The 16,153-nt window shown below is 63.1% G+C and carries 14 protein-coding genes; 8 read left to right on the top strand and 6 right to left on the bottom strand.

Going from position 1 to position 16,153, the window contains the following annotated elements; all coding sequences use genetic code 11:
• Window positions 1–16: 16 nt before the first annotated feature.
• From GJB56_RS08225 to GJB56_RS08215, 3 genes are all read right to left on the bottom strand, one after another.
• Window positions 17–1,102, bottom strand: coding sequence for a hypothetical protein (locus GJB56_RS08225; RefSeq protein WP_019748530.1), 1,086 nt, complete (start codon window positions 1,100–1,102; stop codon window positions 17–19).
• Between the two features lie 146 nt (window positions 1,103–1,248).
• Window positions 1,249–2,409 (bottom strand): MFS transporter, encoded by a 1,161-nt coding sequence (locus GJB56_RS08220; RefSeq protein WP_113684315.1) that lies wholly within the window; start codon window positions 2,407–2,409, stop codon window positions 1,249–1,251.
• On the bottom strand, window positions 2,406–3,260 hold the full coding sequence (locus GJB56_RS08215; RefSeq protein WP_230091210.1) for a PAC2 family protein: 855 nt from the start codon (window positions 3,258–3,260) through the stop codon (window positions 2,406–2,408). The genes GJB56_RS08220 and GJB56_RS08215 overlap by 4 nt, the downstream gene beginning before the upstream one ends.
• Before the next feature lie 168 nt (window positions 3,261–3,428).
• Here GJB56_RS08215 and metH point away from each other — a divergent pair, with 168 nt between their 5' ends.
• The 6 genes from metH to hisG all read left to right on the top strand — a co-directional run bounded on the left by metH (window position 3,429) and on the right by hisG (window position 10,752).
• Entirely contained in the window at window positions 3,429–6,998 is a 3,570-nt protein-coding gene (gene metH / locus GJB56_RS08210; protein WP_154606652.1) for a methionine synthase, read from the top strand.
• The gene (locus GJB56_RS08205) at window positions 6,991–7,689 is read left to right on the top strand and encodes an HAD family hydrolase (protein ID WP_020907815.1); all 699 of its coding nucleotides are present in this window, start codon (window positions 6,991–6,993) and stop codon (window positions 7,687–7,689) included. The genes metH and GJB56_RS08205 overlap by 8 nt, the downstream gene beginning before the upstream one ends.
• Window positions 7,690–7,701: 12 nt before the next feature.
• A complete protein-coding gene (gene trhO / locus GJB56_RS08200) occupies window positions 7,702–8,562 on the top strand; it encodes an oxygen-dependent tRNA uridine(34) hydroxylase TrhO (RefSeq protein WP_003944828.1) in 861 nt (286 codons plus the stop codon).
• A gap of 3 nt (window positions 8,563–8,565) precedes the next feature.
• Complete coding sequence (locus tag GJB56_RS08195; protein WP_113683656.1) at window positions 8,566–9,480, top strand: pseudouridine synthase; 915 nt, start codon at window positions 8,566–8,568, stop codon at window positions 9,478–9,480.
• Window positions 9,481–9,539: 59 nt separating this feature from the next.
• Window positions 9,540–9,803 carry a phosphoribosyl-ATP diphosphatase gene (locus tag GJB56_RS08190; RefSeq protein ID WP_003944933.1) on the top strand — a complete coding sequence of 88 codons (264 nt, stop codon included), beginning with the start codon at window positions 9,540–9,542 and terminating at the stop codon, window positions 9,801–9,803.
• 97 nt (window positions 9,804–9,900) lie between these two features.
• On the top strand, window positions 9,901–10,752 hold the full coding sequence (hisG, locus tag GJB56_RS08185; protein ID WP_003944905.1) for an ATP phosphoribosyltransferase: 852 nt from the start codon (window positions 9,901–9,903) through the stop codon (window positions 10,750–10,752).
• Between the two features lie 46 nt (window positions 10,753–10,798).
• Here hisG and GJB56_RS08180 read toward each other — a convergent pair whose 3' ends face one another.
• Together GJB56_RS08180 and GJB56_RS08175 are read right to left on the bottom strand one after the other, a co-directional pair.
• Entirely contained in the window at window positions 10,799–11,608 is an 810-nt protein-coding gene (locus GJB56_RS08180; protein WP_019748522.1) for a thioesterase family protein, read from the bottom strand.
• A 1-nt stretch (window position 11,609) separates the two neighbouring features.
• Window positions 11,610–12,500 carry a RecB family exonuclease gene (locus GJB56_RS08175; protein WP_370627683.1) on the bottom strand — a complete coding sequence of 297 codons (891 nt, stop codon included), beginning with the start codon at window positions 12,498–12,500 and terminating at the stop codon, window positions 11,610–11,612.
• Between the two features lie 138 nt (window positions 12,501–12,638).
• On the opposite strand from GJB56_RS08175, the gene GJB56_RS08170 reads away from it, so the two are divergent.
• Entirely contained in the window at window positions 12,639–13,562 is a 924-nt protein-coding gene (locus GJB56_RS08170) for a tRNA (adenine-N1)-methyltransferase (RefSeq protein WP_007729892.1), read from the top strand.
• A gap of 64 nt (window positions 13,563–13,626) precedes the next feature.
• Here GJB56_RS08170 and GJB56_RS08165 read toward each other — a convergent pair whose 3' ends face one another.
• Window positions 13,627–14,151, bottom strand: a complete 525-nt coding sequence (locus tag GJB56_RS08165; RefSeq protein ID WP_113683655.1) for a hypothetical protein — start codon at window positions 14,149–14,151, stop codon at window positions 13,627–13,629.
• Between the two features lie 195 nt (window positions 14,152–14,346).
• Between GJB56_RS08165 and arc the strand changes: the two genes are divergently transcribed.
• Window positions 14,347–16,122, top strand: a complete 1,776-nt coding sequence (arc, locus tag GJB56_RS08160) for a proteasome ATPase (protein WP_003944870.1) — start codon at window positions 14,347–14,349, stop codon at window positions 16,120–16,122.
• Window positions 16,123–16,153 lie beyond the last annotated feature (31 nt).

Raw genomic sequence — 16,153 nt, 5'->3', positions numbered from 1 at the left:
ACGCCCCCTCTTTTTCCTACGGGCGATCCGTAGCAGGGGATGCGGCGCGTCGCCACTGCGATTCGTTCTCGATCATCCATGTGAGCAGGTGCTCGGCCGCCGCCTCGTCGGAGTCCGGGCCGACCAGCAGATCGGCGAACGCTTGGCTGGGGGCGACGATGCGGATGCCGTCGCGGGTGAGCAATCGGTCGAAGGCAGACGGTGAGAGGGGAGCGGTGATCCACACGTCACCGCCGGATTCCACCCGCCGTAGTCCGAGAGCGTCGGCGAACTGATCGACGTTGTCGGCATGGAAGTGGGCACGTCGAGTGGGCGCGTACCGAGCAAAGGGTGCCGCGGCCACCGAGGCGGTACCGGCGTAGATGTGACCGCTGAGCTGACGCAGTTGATCGAAGAGTGCTTCCAACCCGTCCGGCGCGTGAAAGCCGTGAGGCGTCGGCGCTTTGGCGCCGGCTTCAGCCGCCCATTCACGAAGCATCTTCGGCCAGCGGACGTCACCGATCCCACCGCGGGGGAGCCTGGTCACCAGTTCACGATCCGACAGTGTCTGAACCACCCGATAGGTTGCTCCCGTCGACGCACCGGCCAGGCGCACCAAGGCAGTGATCGCCAGTGGCGCCGCGAAATCGGCAAGCGCACGCACGACGCGAGCTGACGGATCGCCCGTCAACTGTCCGGAAGGACGTCCGGGCCCCCGCCACGGATCGGCGTCGGCTCCGCGTCCACGCACCCAGACGGCAGGTCGATCAGCGGTCAACGACACGTTGCCCGTGGCGTCTGCGTACGAGATCGCGTGGGAATCGAGCTGCCGGCGGACCGGCTCGGACAGATATTTTGCGCACACGAAGCCGGGTTGACCGGTGGGGAAGCGATCGGCGATACCGGGAACGTCGCTGCTCAGGACACCGTGAGCGGCGTAGACGCCGAATTTGGCCACCGCGCCGTCAGGGGAGCGGAGGTCGAGTCGGAGTGGCGCCTCGGACAGGTCGGGGGAGCGCTGTGTCGACAAAGACCAGGTAGGAGGCAAATTTTCTTCGATGACGGCAACCGATCGCCGAAAAATGTCGATCGGCCGTTCCGGTTCCGACTCAGATTCGCTCATGTTCCAATGGTATCAATATCTGTCGACGACGGAAACACAAGATTTTCCGAATAATGTTCACCCTGACAGCGTCGCTACAACGGTGGTCGCTTTCCCCGAGAAACTCACTACCTACACAACTTCAAATTCGAAACTGCCGAGACCGATCAGCGTTGCTTCGGCATGATCAGGGGAGCGACGACGGCGAGCAATAGTGCGGGGATCAGGAAGCTCGCGGCAGGCGAAGAGTCGTAAATCGGTGTCAGGGCCAGGGGAGCAAGAGCGGCGCCGCCGAAGCGCATCGCTTGGACGACCGACACGGCGCCGCCACGGTTGGGCCCCGCGGATCCGAGCACCGCCGCGTTGACGCCGACAAGGACGAACTGGCTCGCGACACCTGCGACCAACCATGCGATCGCGATCACCGGCACCAAGCCGGCAAGGCCGACGACGGAGACCAGAACTGCTCCGCCCAGTGCACCGATCATCACGGAGGAGCGTGCGCCGATGCGATCGATGAGGATTCCGATGCGCCGGGCCGAGAGGATGCCGGCCACGCCGAAGACGGTGAGCAGTAGGCCGCGGACGGTGGGGGACAGCCCGAACTCGTCTTCGAAGCGGAAGGCGAGCAGGAAGCTCAGTCCACCGAGGGCGCCCCAGCCGAGCAATGCAGCGATACCGATGCGGAGCACTTCGGGGCGTAATGCATCGCGGAGACGGGCGGGGGTGGTCGCTGCCGGTGCTTCGGACTTCGGGAGTCCGACGGCTCCCAGAATGCCCGCGACCACTGCGATGACGAGAAAGGCCAGACGCCAGTCGAATTCGGCCGCCAGTCCGCCGATCAACGGAGCCGACGACTGCCCTGCCGCCTGGAATGCGCCGAAGGCACCGAGGGCTCGACCCAACCGAGCCTGCGGAGTTGCGGCCGCCAACGAAGCAAGCAACAGCGGCGTGGTGAATGCGTTCGCGGAGCCCTGCAGTACCCGGGCGGCCAGGAAGATCTCGAGTGTCGGGGCGAGAAAGCATGCCAACGACGCGAAGACGTAGACGCCGTATGCGATCCGCACCGTCCGGACCTTGCCCCACCGTGTCCCGAGCGTCCCCGACACCAACATCAGAGCGGCGAAGGGGAGCAGGTACGCGGTGAGGGAGGAGGCGGCCGCCGACGGTCCGACCCCTAGATCGTCACCGATCTCGGGGAGGATCGAAGCAACCACGCCGCCGCCGAACGGGCCGAGGAACCCGCCGGCGTACAGCGCGATCAGTTGAAGCCGGAGGCGCAGTGGGCGCTGTGTACTTCCACCTTCTTCTGGAGTGTTCTTGCTCACAGTCCGAAGCTGCCGGGTCCTCGCCGTCTGAGGTAGCGCTCGAATTCCGCGGCGATGGCGTCGCCGTCGATCTTGGAGATTGCTTCGCTGATGTCGGTTTCGGCGTCTCCCCGCTCTTCCAGGGTGCGCACGTATTCGCCGATTTCCTCGTCGTCCGCGGTCATTTCGTTGACCGCTTCCTCCCAATCCTCCGACTGAGCTGGGAGTTCACCGAGGGGGACCTCGATGTCGAGAACATCCTCGACTCGTTGAAGGAGGGCCACTGTGGCCTTCGGGTTGGGTGGCTGCGAGACGTAGTGCGGAACCGCTGCCCAGAACGAAATAGCGGGTACACCAGCACGAACGCACTCATCCTGAAGAACTCCGGTGATGCCTGTCGGGCCTTCGTATCGGGTCTGTTCGAGGTTGAATCGTGCAGCGGATTCGCTGCTGTACGCCGTGCCCGTGACCGGCACCGGGCGGGTGTGCGGAGTATCGGCGAGCAGGGCGCCGAGGATGACCACCGTCTTGACGTTCAGTTGGTCGATCAACTCGAGCAGATCCTCGCAGAAACTACGCCACCGCATGTTGGGTTCGATCCCGCGAAGAAGGACGATGTCGCTCTCACTGCCTGGAGGCGAACAGACCGACAAACGTGTTGCCGGCCAAACGATTTCGCGAGTGACACCGTCGACCTGACGGACCGTGGGACGGTTGACCTGGTAGTCGTAGTAGTCCTCGGAATCGAGTTCGGCGAGCGGCTGGGCATCCCAGATCAGCTCGAGATGTTCGACCGCACCGCTGGCTGCGTCACCGGCGTCGTTCCAGCCCTCGAAAGCTGCAACGAGGATGGGCTCACGTAGGACTGGGATGTCGCCCTCGAGGCGGTCGCTGCTGTCGACGGCAAAGCCGTCAGGGCTCTCGAAGGCCGCCGAATCGTCGAAATCGACCGGGCCGTCGGGAGTGACGGGGAACTCACTTGGACTCACCCACCCAGCCTACGGCCAGAGCTTGTCGGTGCGCCCACTACTCTGGACGGCATGTCTGCCCCATTTAACTCTGCCCTGCTTGATGCGCTGAAACAGCGCGTTGTCATCGGCGACGGAGCGATGGGCACCATGTTGCAGGCCGCGGACCTCACCCTGGACGACTTCCTCGGCCTCGAGGGGTGCAATGAGATCCTCAACGACACCCGTCCCGACGTGCTCAAAGACATCCACCGTGCGTACTTCGCCGCTGGTGCCGATGCCGTCGAGACCAACACCTTCGGTTGCAACCTGCCCAACCTCGCCGACTACGACATCTCTCACCGGATCCGCGAACTCGCGGAAAAAGGCACTGCTCTCGCCCGTGAAGTAGCGGACGAGATGGGACCAGGCCGCGACGGCATGGCCCGATTCGTACTCGGCTCGATGGGACCGGGAACCAAGCTCCCCAGCCTCGGACACGCACCGTACGCAGTCCTTCGTGACGCGTACGCCGAAGCCGCGCTCGGCATGATCGACGGTGGCGCCGACGCCATCCTCGTCGAAACCTGCCAGGACCTGCTTCAGGTGAAGGCGGCCATTCTCGGCAGTCAGCGCGCGATGGAGCAACTCGGACTGCGGTTGCCGATCATCACGCACGTGACGGTAGAGACAACTGGAACGATGCTCCTGGGCAGTGAGATCGGTGCGGCGCTGACGGCACTCGAGCCACTCGGTATCGACATGATCGGCCTGAACTGTGCCACCGGGCCGGCCGAGATGAGCGAACATCTCCGGCACCTGTCCAAGTACTCGACGCTGCCGGTGTCGGTCATGCCCAATGCCGGCCTGCCGCAGCTCGGCCCCAAGGGCGCCGAGTACCCGCTGACCGCCGACGAATTGGCCGAAGCCCTCAGTGGTTTCGTTTCCGAGTTCGGACTCGGCCTCGTAGGCGGCTGCTGCGGTACGACACCCGAGCACATCAGCGCGGTCGCCGACGCGGTCCGTCAGGTCGAGAAGGCCCAGCGCACCCCGATCCACGAGCCGAGTACCTCTTCGCTGTACTCGGCGGTGCCGTTCGAGCAGGACGCCAGCATCCTGATGATCGGTGAACGCACGAACTCCAACGGCTCCAAGGCTTTCCGCGAGGCAATGCTCTCCGCGGACTACCAGAAGTGCCTGGACATCGCCAAGGACCAGACCCGCGACGGCGCACACATGCTCGACCTCAACGTCGACTACGTGGGCCGCGACGGTGCCGCCGACATGTCGGAACTGGCCAGCCGTCTGGCGACGTCCTCGACGCTGCCGATCATGCTCGACTCCACCGAGCCTGCCGTGTTGCAGGCCGGTCTCGAACACCTCGGTGGCCGCTGCGCTGTCAACTCCGTCAACTACGAGGACGGCGCCGGCCCCGAATCGCGTTTTCACAAGATCATGACGTTGGTCAAGGAGCACGGCGCGGCAGTCGTCGCCCTGACCATCGACGAAGAGGGCCAGGCTCGCACCGCCGAGACCAAGGTCGCCATCGCCAAGCGTCTGATCGAGGACATCAAGGGAAACTGGGGACTCGCCGAGTCCGACATCATCGTCGACGCCTTGACCTTCCCCATCTCCACCGGTCAGGAAGAGGTGCGACGCGACGGCATCGAGACCATCGAAGCCATCCGTCAGCTCAAGGCTGCGTACCCGGAACTGCACTTCACCCTGGGTATCTCGAACATTTCGTTCGGTTTGAACCCGGCGGCACGTCAGGTCCTCAACTCGGTGTTCCTGCACGAGTGCACCGAGGCCGGTCTGGACACGGCGATCGTTCACGCGTCCAAGATTTTGCCGATGGCGCGAATTCCGGACGAGCAGCGTGAAACCGCACTCGACCTGGTCTACGACCGTCGTAGCGAGGGCTACGACCCGCTGCAGAAGCTGATGGCTCTGTTCGAGGGTGTCTCGGCTGCGTCGGCGCGCGAGTCCCGTGCGCAGGAACTCGCCGGACTTCCGTTGTTCGACCGGCTCGAGCGTCGCATCGTCGACGGCGAGCGCAACGGCCTCGACGACGATCTCACCGAAGCAATGACGGTCAAGTCCCCGATCGAAATCATCAACGAGACACTGCTTTCGGGCATGAAGACCGTCGGTGAATTGTTCGGTTCCGGACAGATGCAGTTGCCGTTCGTTCTGCAGTCCGCCGAGGTCATGAAGGCAGCAGTTGCGTTCCTCGAGCCGCACATGGAAGCGACGGACGACGACGGCAAGGGCCGCCTCGTCATTGCGACGGTCAAGGGCGACGTCCACGATATCGGCAAGAACCTTGTCGACATCATCTTGAGTAACAACGGTTACGACGTCGTGAACCTCGGCATCAAGCAGCCCATCGCGACCATTCTCGATGCTGCGATCGAGCACAAGGCCGATGTCATCGGCATGTCCGGACTGCTCGTGAAGTCGACAGTGGTCATGAAGGACAACCTCAAGGAACTCAACTCTCGCGGTGTCTCGGAACAGTTCCCGGTTTTGCTGGGTGGTGCCGCGCTGACGCGTTCGTACGTCGAGAACGATCTGCAGGAGGTGTACGAGGGCGACGTCAGCTATGCCCGCGACGCTTTCGAGGGTCTGAACTTGATGGACCAGATCATGACGACCAAGCGCGGCGGCGGCCCGGCGCCGGACAGCCCGGAGGCCATCGCTGCTCGCGAGAAGGCTGCCGAGCGTAAGGCTCGTCACGAGCGTTCCAAGCGCATCGCCGAAAAGCGTAAAGCTGCAGCGGTTCCCGTCGTCCTGCCGGAGCGTTCCGATGTCGCTACCGACATCGCGGTGCCGACACCGCCGTTCTGGGGCTCGCGCATCGTCAAGGGAATCTCTCTGTCCGAGTACTCGGGGCTGCTCGACGAGCGCGCTCTCTTCCTCGGCCAGTGGGGCCTTCGCGGTCAGCGCAAGGGCGACGGTCCGACGTACGAGGAACTGGTCGAGTCGGAAGGCCGTCCGCGGCTCCGGTACTGGCTCGATCGGCTGACGTCCGAGGGCATCCTCGCGCACGCCGCGGTTGTGTACGGCTACTTCCCGGCGATCTCGGAGGGCGATGACGTCATCGTGCTCACCGAACCGAAACCGGATGCACCTGAACGGTTCCGGTTCACCTACCCGCGTCAGCATCGCGACCGTTTCCTGTGCATCGCTGACTTCGTGCGCTCGCGTAAGGAAGCAGAAGCGACCGGCCAGGTGGACGTTCTTCCGTTCCAGTTGGTGACGATGGGTCAGCCGATCGCGGACTTCGCCAACGAGTTGTTCGCGTCGAACTCGTACCGTGATTACCTCGAAGTTCACGGAATCGGCGTCCAGCTCACGGAATCTCTGGCCGAGTACTGGCATCGACGCGTTCGTGAAGAGCTTGTGCTTCCCGAGGGGCATACCGTCGCGGAGCAGGACCCGACCGAGGTTGCCGGTTACTTCGATCTCGAGTACCGCGGCGCTCGTTACTCGTTCGGATACGGCGCGTGCCCGGACCTCGAGGATCGTGCCAAGTTGGTGGCGTTGCTCGAACCCGAGCGAATCGGTGTCGAATTGTCCGAGGAACTGCAGCTGCATCCCGAGCAGTCCACGGACGCTTTTGTCCTGCACCACCCGGAAGCAAAGTATTTCAATGTCTGAACTGTTGACCGAGGTATCCGAATCGACCCTCGGTGGTGTCCTGTGGGACATGGACGGCACCCTGCTCGATTCGGAGAAGCTGTGGGACATCGCGCTTCGTGAGTTGTCCCTACGCCTGGGCGGACCGATGACGGAAGCGACACGCATCGCCGTCATCGGTGCGTCGAGCCCCTTCGCCCTGGCGACGGTGTTCGACGCCCTCGGCTTGGAGAAGCATCCCGATGCCGTCGCCGAGGCGAAGGACTGGATGTACACCCGCGTCGGCGATCTGTTCGAGGACGGCGTGACCTGGCGGCCGGGTGCTCGCGATGCACTGGCGACCGTGCGTGACGGTGGTCTGCGTTCTGCACTGGTCACCAACACCGAGCGAGTACTGGTCGATCGGGCACTCGGCATGCTCGGCCGTGAATTCTTCGACCACTCGGTGTGCGGCGACGAGGTTCCCAACGGAAAACCGGCGGCGGATCCGTACCTGCGCGGAGCGCATCTGCTCGGACTCGAACCGGCGCAGTGCCTCGCGATCGAGGACTCGCCGACCGGTACTGCGTCGGCAAGCGCCGCGGGTTGCGCGGTGCTCGTCGTTCCGTGTGAGGTCGATGTCCCGGAGGGGCCTGGACGCGTGTTTCGAGAGTCTCTGGTGGACTTGTCCATTCACGATCTTCACGACGTTCACTCGAGCGCGGCACGTTAGGCGGGATTTGCTGTGGCTATTCCGAAAATTGTTCTGTTCTACCAGTTCACGCCGTTGGCGGACCCGGAAGCGATCAAGCTGTGGCAGCACAGCCTGGCCGAGTCCAACAACCTGACGGGCCGGATCATCGTCTCGCCTCACGGAATCAATGCGACGGTCGGCGGAGACATCGAGGATGTCAAGCGATACGTCCGCGGAACGCGTGGCTACGAGCCGTTCCGTACCGCTGACATCAAGTGGTCGGACGGACTCGGAAACGACTTCCCTCGCCTCAGCGTCAAGGCTCGCTCGGAGATCGTGACGTTCGGAGCCCCCGACGAGCTGAAAGTCGACGAGAACGGTGTTGTCGGTGGCGGAGTTCATCTGGCGCCCAAGGAACTACACGAACTCGTCGACAGTCGCGGTGACGACGTTGTGTTCTTCGACGGCCGCAACGCCTTCGAAGCCGAGATCGGCCGCTTCCGGGATGCGGTAGTTCCGGACGTCGCCACCACCCGCGATTTCGTCGACGAACTCGACAGTGGAAAATACGACCATCTCAAGGGCAAAGCCGTAGTCACCTACTGCACTGGCGGAGTGCGCTGTGAGGTGTTGTCTTCGCTGATGCGCTCACGCGGCTTCGACGAGGTCTACCAGTTGGACGGCGGAATCGTCCGTTACGGCGAGACTTTCGGCGACCGGGGCCTCTGGGACGGCTCCCTGTACGTGTTCGACAAGCGGATGAACATCGAGTTCTCATCCGAAGCCAAGACACTCGGCGTGTGTGTCGATTGTGGTACTCCGACACCGCGGTACCGCAATCGGATCGACGGCGACGGCCGCACCCTCGAATTGCTCTGCGAGAGTTGTTCACCAGACCTCGAGCAGGACTGAGTAGTGCCCAAGGCTCCGTTGCCGATCCGAAACGGTCTCGGACCCGACCGGCTGCGGATGCCGGCGGAGTCGTCGGCGCATACCGTCCTCGAGCATCTGATCGGCGAGCACCCGGGGGAGCGGGACCTGTGGGCGGACCTCGTGAATGCCGGAGACGTCGTCGACGAGCACGGGCGGAAGATCACGAGCCGAACGCCCTACCAGCCGACCCGTTTCGTGTACTTCTACCGCGAGCCGGCCCCCGAGATTCCGGTTCCGCACGAGATCGAGATCTTGTACCGCGACGACTCCATTCTCGTGATCGACAAACCGCACTTCCTGGCGACCATTCCACGGGGAGCGCACATCGTCGAAAGCGCCGTCGTGCGACTGCGTCGTGATCTGGATCTTCCGGATCTTGCGCCCGTTCATCGCCTCGACCGAATGACGGCGGGTGTCATCGTATTCACGGTGACACCGGACCTACGACGGCCGTACCAGGAACTTTTTGCCGAGCAGCGGATCGTCAAGGAATACGAGGCGATTGCAGGCTTCGATCCGGAACTGACTTTCCCTCGCACGGTGCGTAGCCGCATCAACAAAGTTCACGGCGAGATGACGGCTACCGAGATCGATGGCGAGCCGAACAGTGAGACTTCGATCGAACTGATCGAGACGATCACCGACTCGGCCGGCCGGACTCTCGGTCGATACAGGTTGCTGCCACGGACCGGCCGTACCCATCAGCTTCGGCTGCACTTCAACTCGCTGGGCGTCCCGATCGTCGGTGACAATTACTACCCCGAGTACCTTCCCGCGGTGCCCGGCGACTTCTCGACTCCGTTGCGATTGTTGGCGCGGGCGTTGGAATACCCGGATCCGATCACCGGGCAGACTCGCAGGTTCGTGAGTTCGCGCAGCCTCGACGCAGGCCTGTGAACACCGCTGTTCGTGGGCGTGTGCAAACCGCTTCCGTCCTCGTGAAAGAATGTGTACCCGTGAAGACCTTCGAATCCTTGTTCGCCGAATTGACCGAGCGTGCTGCTACTCGCCCTGAGGGGTCCGGCACTGTCGCCGCCCTCGACGCCGGTGTGCATGCTCAGGGCAAAAAGGTCATCGAGGAAGCCGGTGAAGTGTGGATCGCTGCGGAATACCAGAGCGATGAGCAGCTAGCCGAGGAAATTTCCCAGCTGCTGTACTGGACGCAGGTGTTGATGGTCGGTCGCGGACTGACCCTCGAGGACGTGTACCGACATCTGTGATCGGAGCTGACCAGCGAGATGTTCGCCATCTCGCTCGTCCAGGGCTTCCGATTCATGTCGTCTCACGTCACCCACACCTTCCGAAAGGACATCCACCATGCTGCGCGTAGCAGTTCCCAACAAAGGCTCACTGTCCGAGTCCGCCGCCGAAATTCTCAGCGAGGCCGGCTACCGTCGACGCACCGATTCCCGTGATCTGACGGTCCTCGATCCTGCCAACCAGGTCGAGTTCTTCTTCTTGCGTCCCAAGGACATTGCGATCTACGTCGGCTCCGGTGAGCTGGATCTCGGCATCACTGGTCGTGATCTCGCCGGCGACTCGGGCGCTCCCGTATCCGAGCGTCTGTCACTGGGCTTCGGCCGTTCGTCGTTCCGCTACGCAGCACCGGCAGGCAAGGACTGGGCCGTTGAGGATCTGTCCGGCCTGCGCATTGCGACGTCGTACCCGAACCTTGTCCGCAAGGACCTCACCGACCGCGGACTCGACGCAACCGTCATCCGTCTCGACGGAGCAGTGGAGATTTCGATTCAGCTCGGTGTCGCCGACGCGATCGCCGACGTGGTCGGGTCGGGTCGTACTCTCCGCCAACACAACCTCGTTGCTTTCGGTGAATCGCTCTGCGATTCCGAAGGTGTCCTGATCGAGCGCACCGGCGCTCCGCAGGACGATCCCGCACGCAATCAGCTCATCGAACGCGTACGCGGAATTGTCTTCGCGCAGCAGAATCTGATGATCGACTACGACTGCCCGCGCACCATCCTCGACGACGCCATCAAGATGACTCCGGGTATGGAGTCGCCGACCCTCTCGCCGTTGGCTGACCCCGACTGGGTCGCGGTTCGCGCGATGGTTCCGATCAAGGGACACAACCAGGTGATGGATGCCTTGGCGGAACTCGGCGCCAAGGCCATCCTCGCGTCGAACATCCGCTCGGTACGCGCTTTCTGATCACTGCCTGAATAGATTTACGCGCATTCGCGCCCGTTCCTGGAAATCAGGAACGGGCGCGAATCTGCAAAGTCTGGGCGATACGGCCGACGGCACCCTGCTCGTCGTAGAGCACTCCCGCACACATGCCGACGCCATCCGGACCGGTTGTGGTTTCGGCGGCGACACCGACCCACTCGCCCTCGGGCACACGGAAGATATGCACCGTGAGATCGGTGTTGAGGAACGTCCAGTGCTCAGGGTCGAGCTTGGCGCCGACGCCGTTGGAGATGTCGGCCACCGCGAACAAACGCTCGAGGGCAGACATCTTCTCGCCCTCGACCAGCTCGGGCTTGGGGCGCGCCCAGACCTTCCCGGTTCCCACGCACCCGATCGGAGCAATCCAGGACCAGTCGAGGGTCTTGAGGTAGCCGACGCTCCAGAGACCCTCGAGAACGCCCGGGGTGCCGCTGTCACGGGGTTCGAGCGGGGGATCGACTACGTGGACGACCTCGCCGGTATCGACGGTCTCCATCCGCCATGCCGTACCGCGCGCAACCGCGCGGGCAGATCCGTCGGCGGTGGTTGCCCACAGCTCGGCGACGATCAATTCGATTCGGCGACCGGGGCGTTCGATCCACGACCGGACTTCGAGGTCGGCAATCGGAATGGGCCCGAGAATCTCGACGACGACGCGCGTCAGACGGGTTTCGTCGCGCGCACCGCACCGCTCGAGGGCTCGTACCAACAGCGCCGACGGGGGAGCACCGTGCTGCAGTGTCGGGCCCCAGATGCTGACAGTCGCCTGCGTGCTCGCGAACCGCTCGTGCCCTTCCTCCGTGGTTCCGAGGTAGCGGTAGTACGAACTGTCCGTCATGTTATGAATTCTCCTTTGCAGCAACAGGTTCGGTGCTCAGCAGGTCCGGCCAACCTGGATACGGCGGTGGTGTTCCGCCGAACGAGGGGCACAGTGACTTGTGATCGCACCAGTCGCACAGTTTGCCAGGCTTGGGTCTGAAGTCTCCGGTCGCACCTGCCGCGAGGATCGCCTTCCAAATGGCGGAGAGGGTCCGCTCGAATCGAATGAGCTCGTCGTGATCCGGGGCGTACGTGAGAATCGAGCCGGAGGCCAGATAGATCAGGCGCAGTTGCGCGGGAACGATTCCGCGAGTGCGCAGTAGTACGAGCGCGTAGAACTTCATCTGGAAGAGCGCTTTGGACTCGGTGAACTCGCGGGGTGCCTTTCCGGTCTTGTAGTCGACCACCCGCACCTCGCCGGTCGGTGCAACGTCTATCCGGTCGACGAAGCCGCGGAGTCGAACGCCGTTCTCCAACTCGGTCTCGACGTAGACCTCGCACGCCTCGGCATCGAATCGAGTGGGATCTTCGAGCGTGTAGTACGTCGCGACGAGCTTGCCGACTTCGCCGAGAAACGCGTCCAGCTCGTCTTCCGGAATCAGATCAGCTGCCTCGGGAGACTCGGCACTGACACGTTCCCACGCGGGACGGACGAGTTCGGCTGCGCGATCGGGAACCCGGTGACCGGTCGGGAGTGCAAAAAGCGCTTCCAAGGCCGCGTGGACGACGGTGCCTCTGACCTGGGCTCTGGTAGGTGTTTCCGGAATTCTGTCGACCGCTCGGAACCGGTAGAGCAGGGGGCATTGCTTGTAGTCACCCGCACGCGAAGGAGAGAGCGCCGGCCGACTACGCGGGCGCTCCTGTGATGTTGCACCCGTTGGAGTGGGGGTTGGCAATTCGACAGAGCTCACACCTGGCAGGCTATGCGGTTGGTCCGACAACTCCGTCGGAGCCGGTGGCGAGGACACCGGAAACAAGCGAACAGGGATCATCTGCGCATGGCGAACGAGCTGCAACCAGAAGAAGGCACGACCGAAGTGGATGAGGTTGTGCAGTCCGCTGTCGCCGAGATTCCCGAACAAGAGCTTCCAGAAGCTGATCTCACTGCGCCGGGCAAGCGGCCGTCGGGGCCGTTTCGCGTCGGCGACCGAGTCCAGCTGACCGACGGCAAGGGACGCCACTACACGATCGTTCTCGAGGCGAACCGCGAGTACCACACCCACAAGGGCGGAATCGTTCACAACGATTTGATCGGCGCCGACGAGGGCAGCGTCGTCAAGTCGGTCAACGGCACGCCCTACCTCGCCCTGCGCCCGCTACTGGTCGACTACGTGCTGTCCATGCCGCGCGGTGCACAGGTCATCTACCCGAAGGACGCAGCTCAGATCGTCCACGAAGGCGACGTGTTTCCAGGAGCACGCGTGCTCGAAGCCGGAGCCGGCTCCGGCGCACTGACGTGTTCACTACTGCGTGCCGTCGGACCCGAGGGCAAGGTCATCTCCTACGAGGTCCGCGACGATCATGCCGAACACGCGGTTCGCAACGTCGAGACCTTTTTCGGTGAACGTCCGCCGAACTGGGAACTGACCATCGCCGATCTGGCGGAGTTCGATCCGGAAGCGCACGGCGGCAAGGTCGATCGCGTCGTACTCGACATGCTGGCTCCATGGGACGTCCTGCCCGCCGTCTCGAAGGCGCTCGTGCCAGGCGGCGTGTTGATCGTCTACGTCGCGACCGTTACTCAGCTCTCGAAGGTCGTCGAAGCGATGCGTGAGCAGGAATGCTGGACCGAGCCACGGTCGTGGGAATCGATCGTGCGCGGTTGGCACGTCGTCGGATTGGCGGTGCGTCCCGAGCATCGGATGCAGGGCCACACCGCGTTCCTCGTGAGCGCTCGTCGTCTGGCCGAAGGAACGGTCACCCCGAAGCCGCAGCGGCGCGCGGGCAAGGGCTCGAACACGGCAGCCAAGTAGTCACACGAAAACAACAAGAGCGGCGATCCGGATTCCGGATCGCCGCTCTTGTCGTAGCTGGAAGTTATGCGGTGCAGGAAGCGCGGCCCATTTCCAGGAGCACGCATGCCGAGGTGTCGGACAGCTTCCAGGAGCCGTCTTCGAGCTCCCAGGTCCACGGGGTGGCGGGTGCGGCGCCGTGCGGGCTGACGACGGCGACGTCTGCGGTTGCGGTCTGACCGTCGACCTTGACGTTGTCCACGTTGAACGTGATCGCGTAGGCCGGGTTACCGCCCAGCGCAGCACTCATCGTCTCGATGTTGGCCTGACGCTTGGTTCCGTCGACCACCAGAGCGGTCTTCTCCTCGATCGGCTTGGCCGGATCGATCAGAGCGACGAGCGAAGCGTTGAGCTCCTCGGCCGTCGGAGCCGTTGCGGCAGCGGCAGCAGGCGTCGTAGCGGAAGCCGAGGCCTTGGCCGTGGTGCTCGAGGCGGCGACCGAAGTCGCGCTGGCAGCCGTCGAATCCTTGTTGTCGTCCGAGCTGCATGCGCCCATGGTCAGGACGGCAGCGACGGCACAAGCGCTGATGAGAGTCTTGCGGATGATCACAGCGTTACCTTTCGTTGTAAAGAGAGACAGGCGCTGTCTCCATCTTGTAGGCAAGGCTAACATGACCAAAACCTGGCTCGAGACCAGTCGGCACGGTCCGTACTCACGTGTGAATTCGCACTCGCGCACCGTGTCTGGCGACACTTAGGGCCTTATGCCGGTAGCGTTGATGGATCGCACTGGGAGGAGACGCACATGAGCTCGACAGAGAACCCGGATTCGGTTGCGGCAGCAGAAGAACTCCACGCGCTACGAGTGGAAGCACAAGTACTGCGCCGACAACTTGCACAATCGCCGGAGCAGGTGCGTGAGCTGGAGTCGAAGGTGGACTCGCTGTCCATCCGAAACAGCAAGTTGATGGACACCCTCAAGGAGGCCCGTCAGCAGCTCATCGCACTTCGTGAAGAAGTCGACAGACTCGGTCAGCCGCCGAGCGGTTACGGAGTCCTTCTCTCGGTACACGAGGACAAGACCGTCGACGTGTTCACGTCGGGTCGCAAGATGCGATTGACGTGCTCACCGAACATCGACACGGACACCCTTGCCCTCGGACAGACGGTGCGCCTCAACGAGGCACTCACCATCGTCGAGGCCGGCACCTACGAGCAGGTCGGTGAGATCAGCACGCTCCGTGAGGTACTCGACGACGGCTTGCGCGCACTGGTGGTCGGTCATGCCGACGAAGAGCGCATCGTCTGGCTCGCAGCACCGTTGGCAGCCGTCTTCGCCGACCCCGAAGCCGACATCATCGCGTACGACGCCGATTCTCCGACCAGGAAACTGCGTCCGGGCGACTCGTTGCTCGTCGACACCAAGGCCGGGTACGCCTTCGAGCGCATCCCGAAGGCCGAGGTCGAAGATCTGGTTCTCGAGGAAGTTCCGGATGTTCACTACGACGACATCGGTGGTCTCGGGCGTCAGATCGAACAGATCCGTGATGCCGTCGAACTCCCGTTCCTCCACAAGGACTTGTTCCACGAGTACTCGCTGAGGCCGCCGAAGGGTGTACTGCTCTACGGTCCGCCTGGTTGCGGTAAGACGCTCATCGCCAAGGCCGTCGCCAACTCGTTGGCCAAGAAGATCGCCGAAGCTCGCGGTCAGGACAGCAAGGACGCCAAGTCCTACTTCCTGAACATCAAGGGCCCGGAACTTCTGAACAAGTTCGTCGGCGAAACCGAGCGTCACATCCGGATGATCTTCCAGCGTGCTCGTGAGAAGGCGTCCGAGGGGACGCCGGTGATCGTCTTCTTCGACGAGATGGACTCGATCTTCCGTACCCGTGGTTCGGGAGTCTCTTCCGACGTGGAGACAACGGTCGTCCCGCAGCTGCTCAGCGAGATCGACGGCGTGGAAGGGCTCGAGAACGTCATCGTCATCGGCGCTTCCAACCGTGAGGACATGATCGACCCGGCCATCCTGCGTCCCGGCCGACTGGACGTGAAGATCAAGATCGAGCGCCCCGACGCGGAATCCGCTCAGGACATCTTCTCGAAGTACCTGGTGGACGGTCTGCCGATCAATGCGGACGACCTTGCCGAGTTCGGTGGCGATCGCACCGCATGCTTGAAGGCGATGATCGTTCGTGTCGTCGATCGCATGTACGCGGAGAGCGAAGAGAATCGTTTCCTCGAGGTCACCTACGCCAACGGCGACAAGGAAGTTCTGTTCTTCAAGGACTTCAACTCGGGTGCGATGATCCAGAACATCGTCGACCGCGCCAAGAAGTACGCGATCAAGTCGGTACTCGACACCGGTGCTCCTGGCTTGCGTGTGCAGCACCTCTTCGATTCCATCGTCGACGAGTTCGCCGAGAACGAGGATCTGCCGAACACCACCAATCCTGATGACTGGGCACGTATTTCGGGCAAGAAGGGTGAGCGGATCGTCTACATCCGCACACTCGTCACCGGTAAGAACGCCAGTGCCAGCCGCGCGATCGACACAGAGTCGAACACGGGCCAGTACCTGTAGCGAAACGAACACCGATCGGGCCGGCCACTCC

Origin of the sequence: Rhodococcus sp. AQ5-07, from assembly GCF_009707305.1 — a bacterium.
Lineage (GTDB): Bacteria > Actinomycetota > Actinomycetes > Mycobacteriales > Mycobacteriaceae > Rhodococcus_F > Rhodococcus_F erythropolis.
Note: the sequence above shows the minus strand (reverse complement) of the source record. Positions and strands in the feature narration are given on the sequence as shown.

What these genes read in the sequence shown, in the direction of transcription:
- GJB56_RS08225 (WP_019748530.1), bottom strand. Translation starts at nt 1,102, where the DNA reads ATGAGCGAATCTGAGTCGGAACCGGAACGGCCGATCGACATTTTTCGG.
- metH (WP_154606652.1), top strand. Translation starts at nt 3,429, where the DNA reads ATGTCTGCCCCATTTAACTCTGCCCTGCTTGATGCGCTGAAACAGCGC.
- GJB56_RS08205 (WP_020907815.1), top strand. Translation starts at nt 6,991, where the DNA reads ATGTCTGAACTGTTGACCGAGGTATCCGAATCGACCCTCGGTGGTGTC.
- hisG (WP_003944905.1), top strand. Translation starts at nt 9,901, where the DNA reads ATGCTGCGCGTAGCAGTTCCCAACAAAGGCTCACTGTCCGAGTCCGCC.
- GJB56_RS08180 (WP_019748522.1), bottom strand. Translation starts at nt 11,608, where the DNA reads ATGACGGACAGTTCGTACTACCGCTACCTCGGAACCACGGAGGAAGGG.
- arc (WP_003944870.1), top strand. Translation starts at nt 14,347, where the DNA reads ATGAGCTCGACAGAGAACCCGGATTCGGTTGCGGCAGCAGAAGAACTC.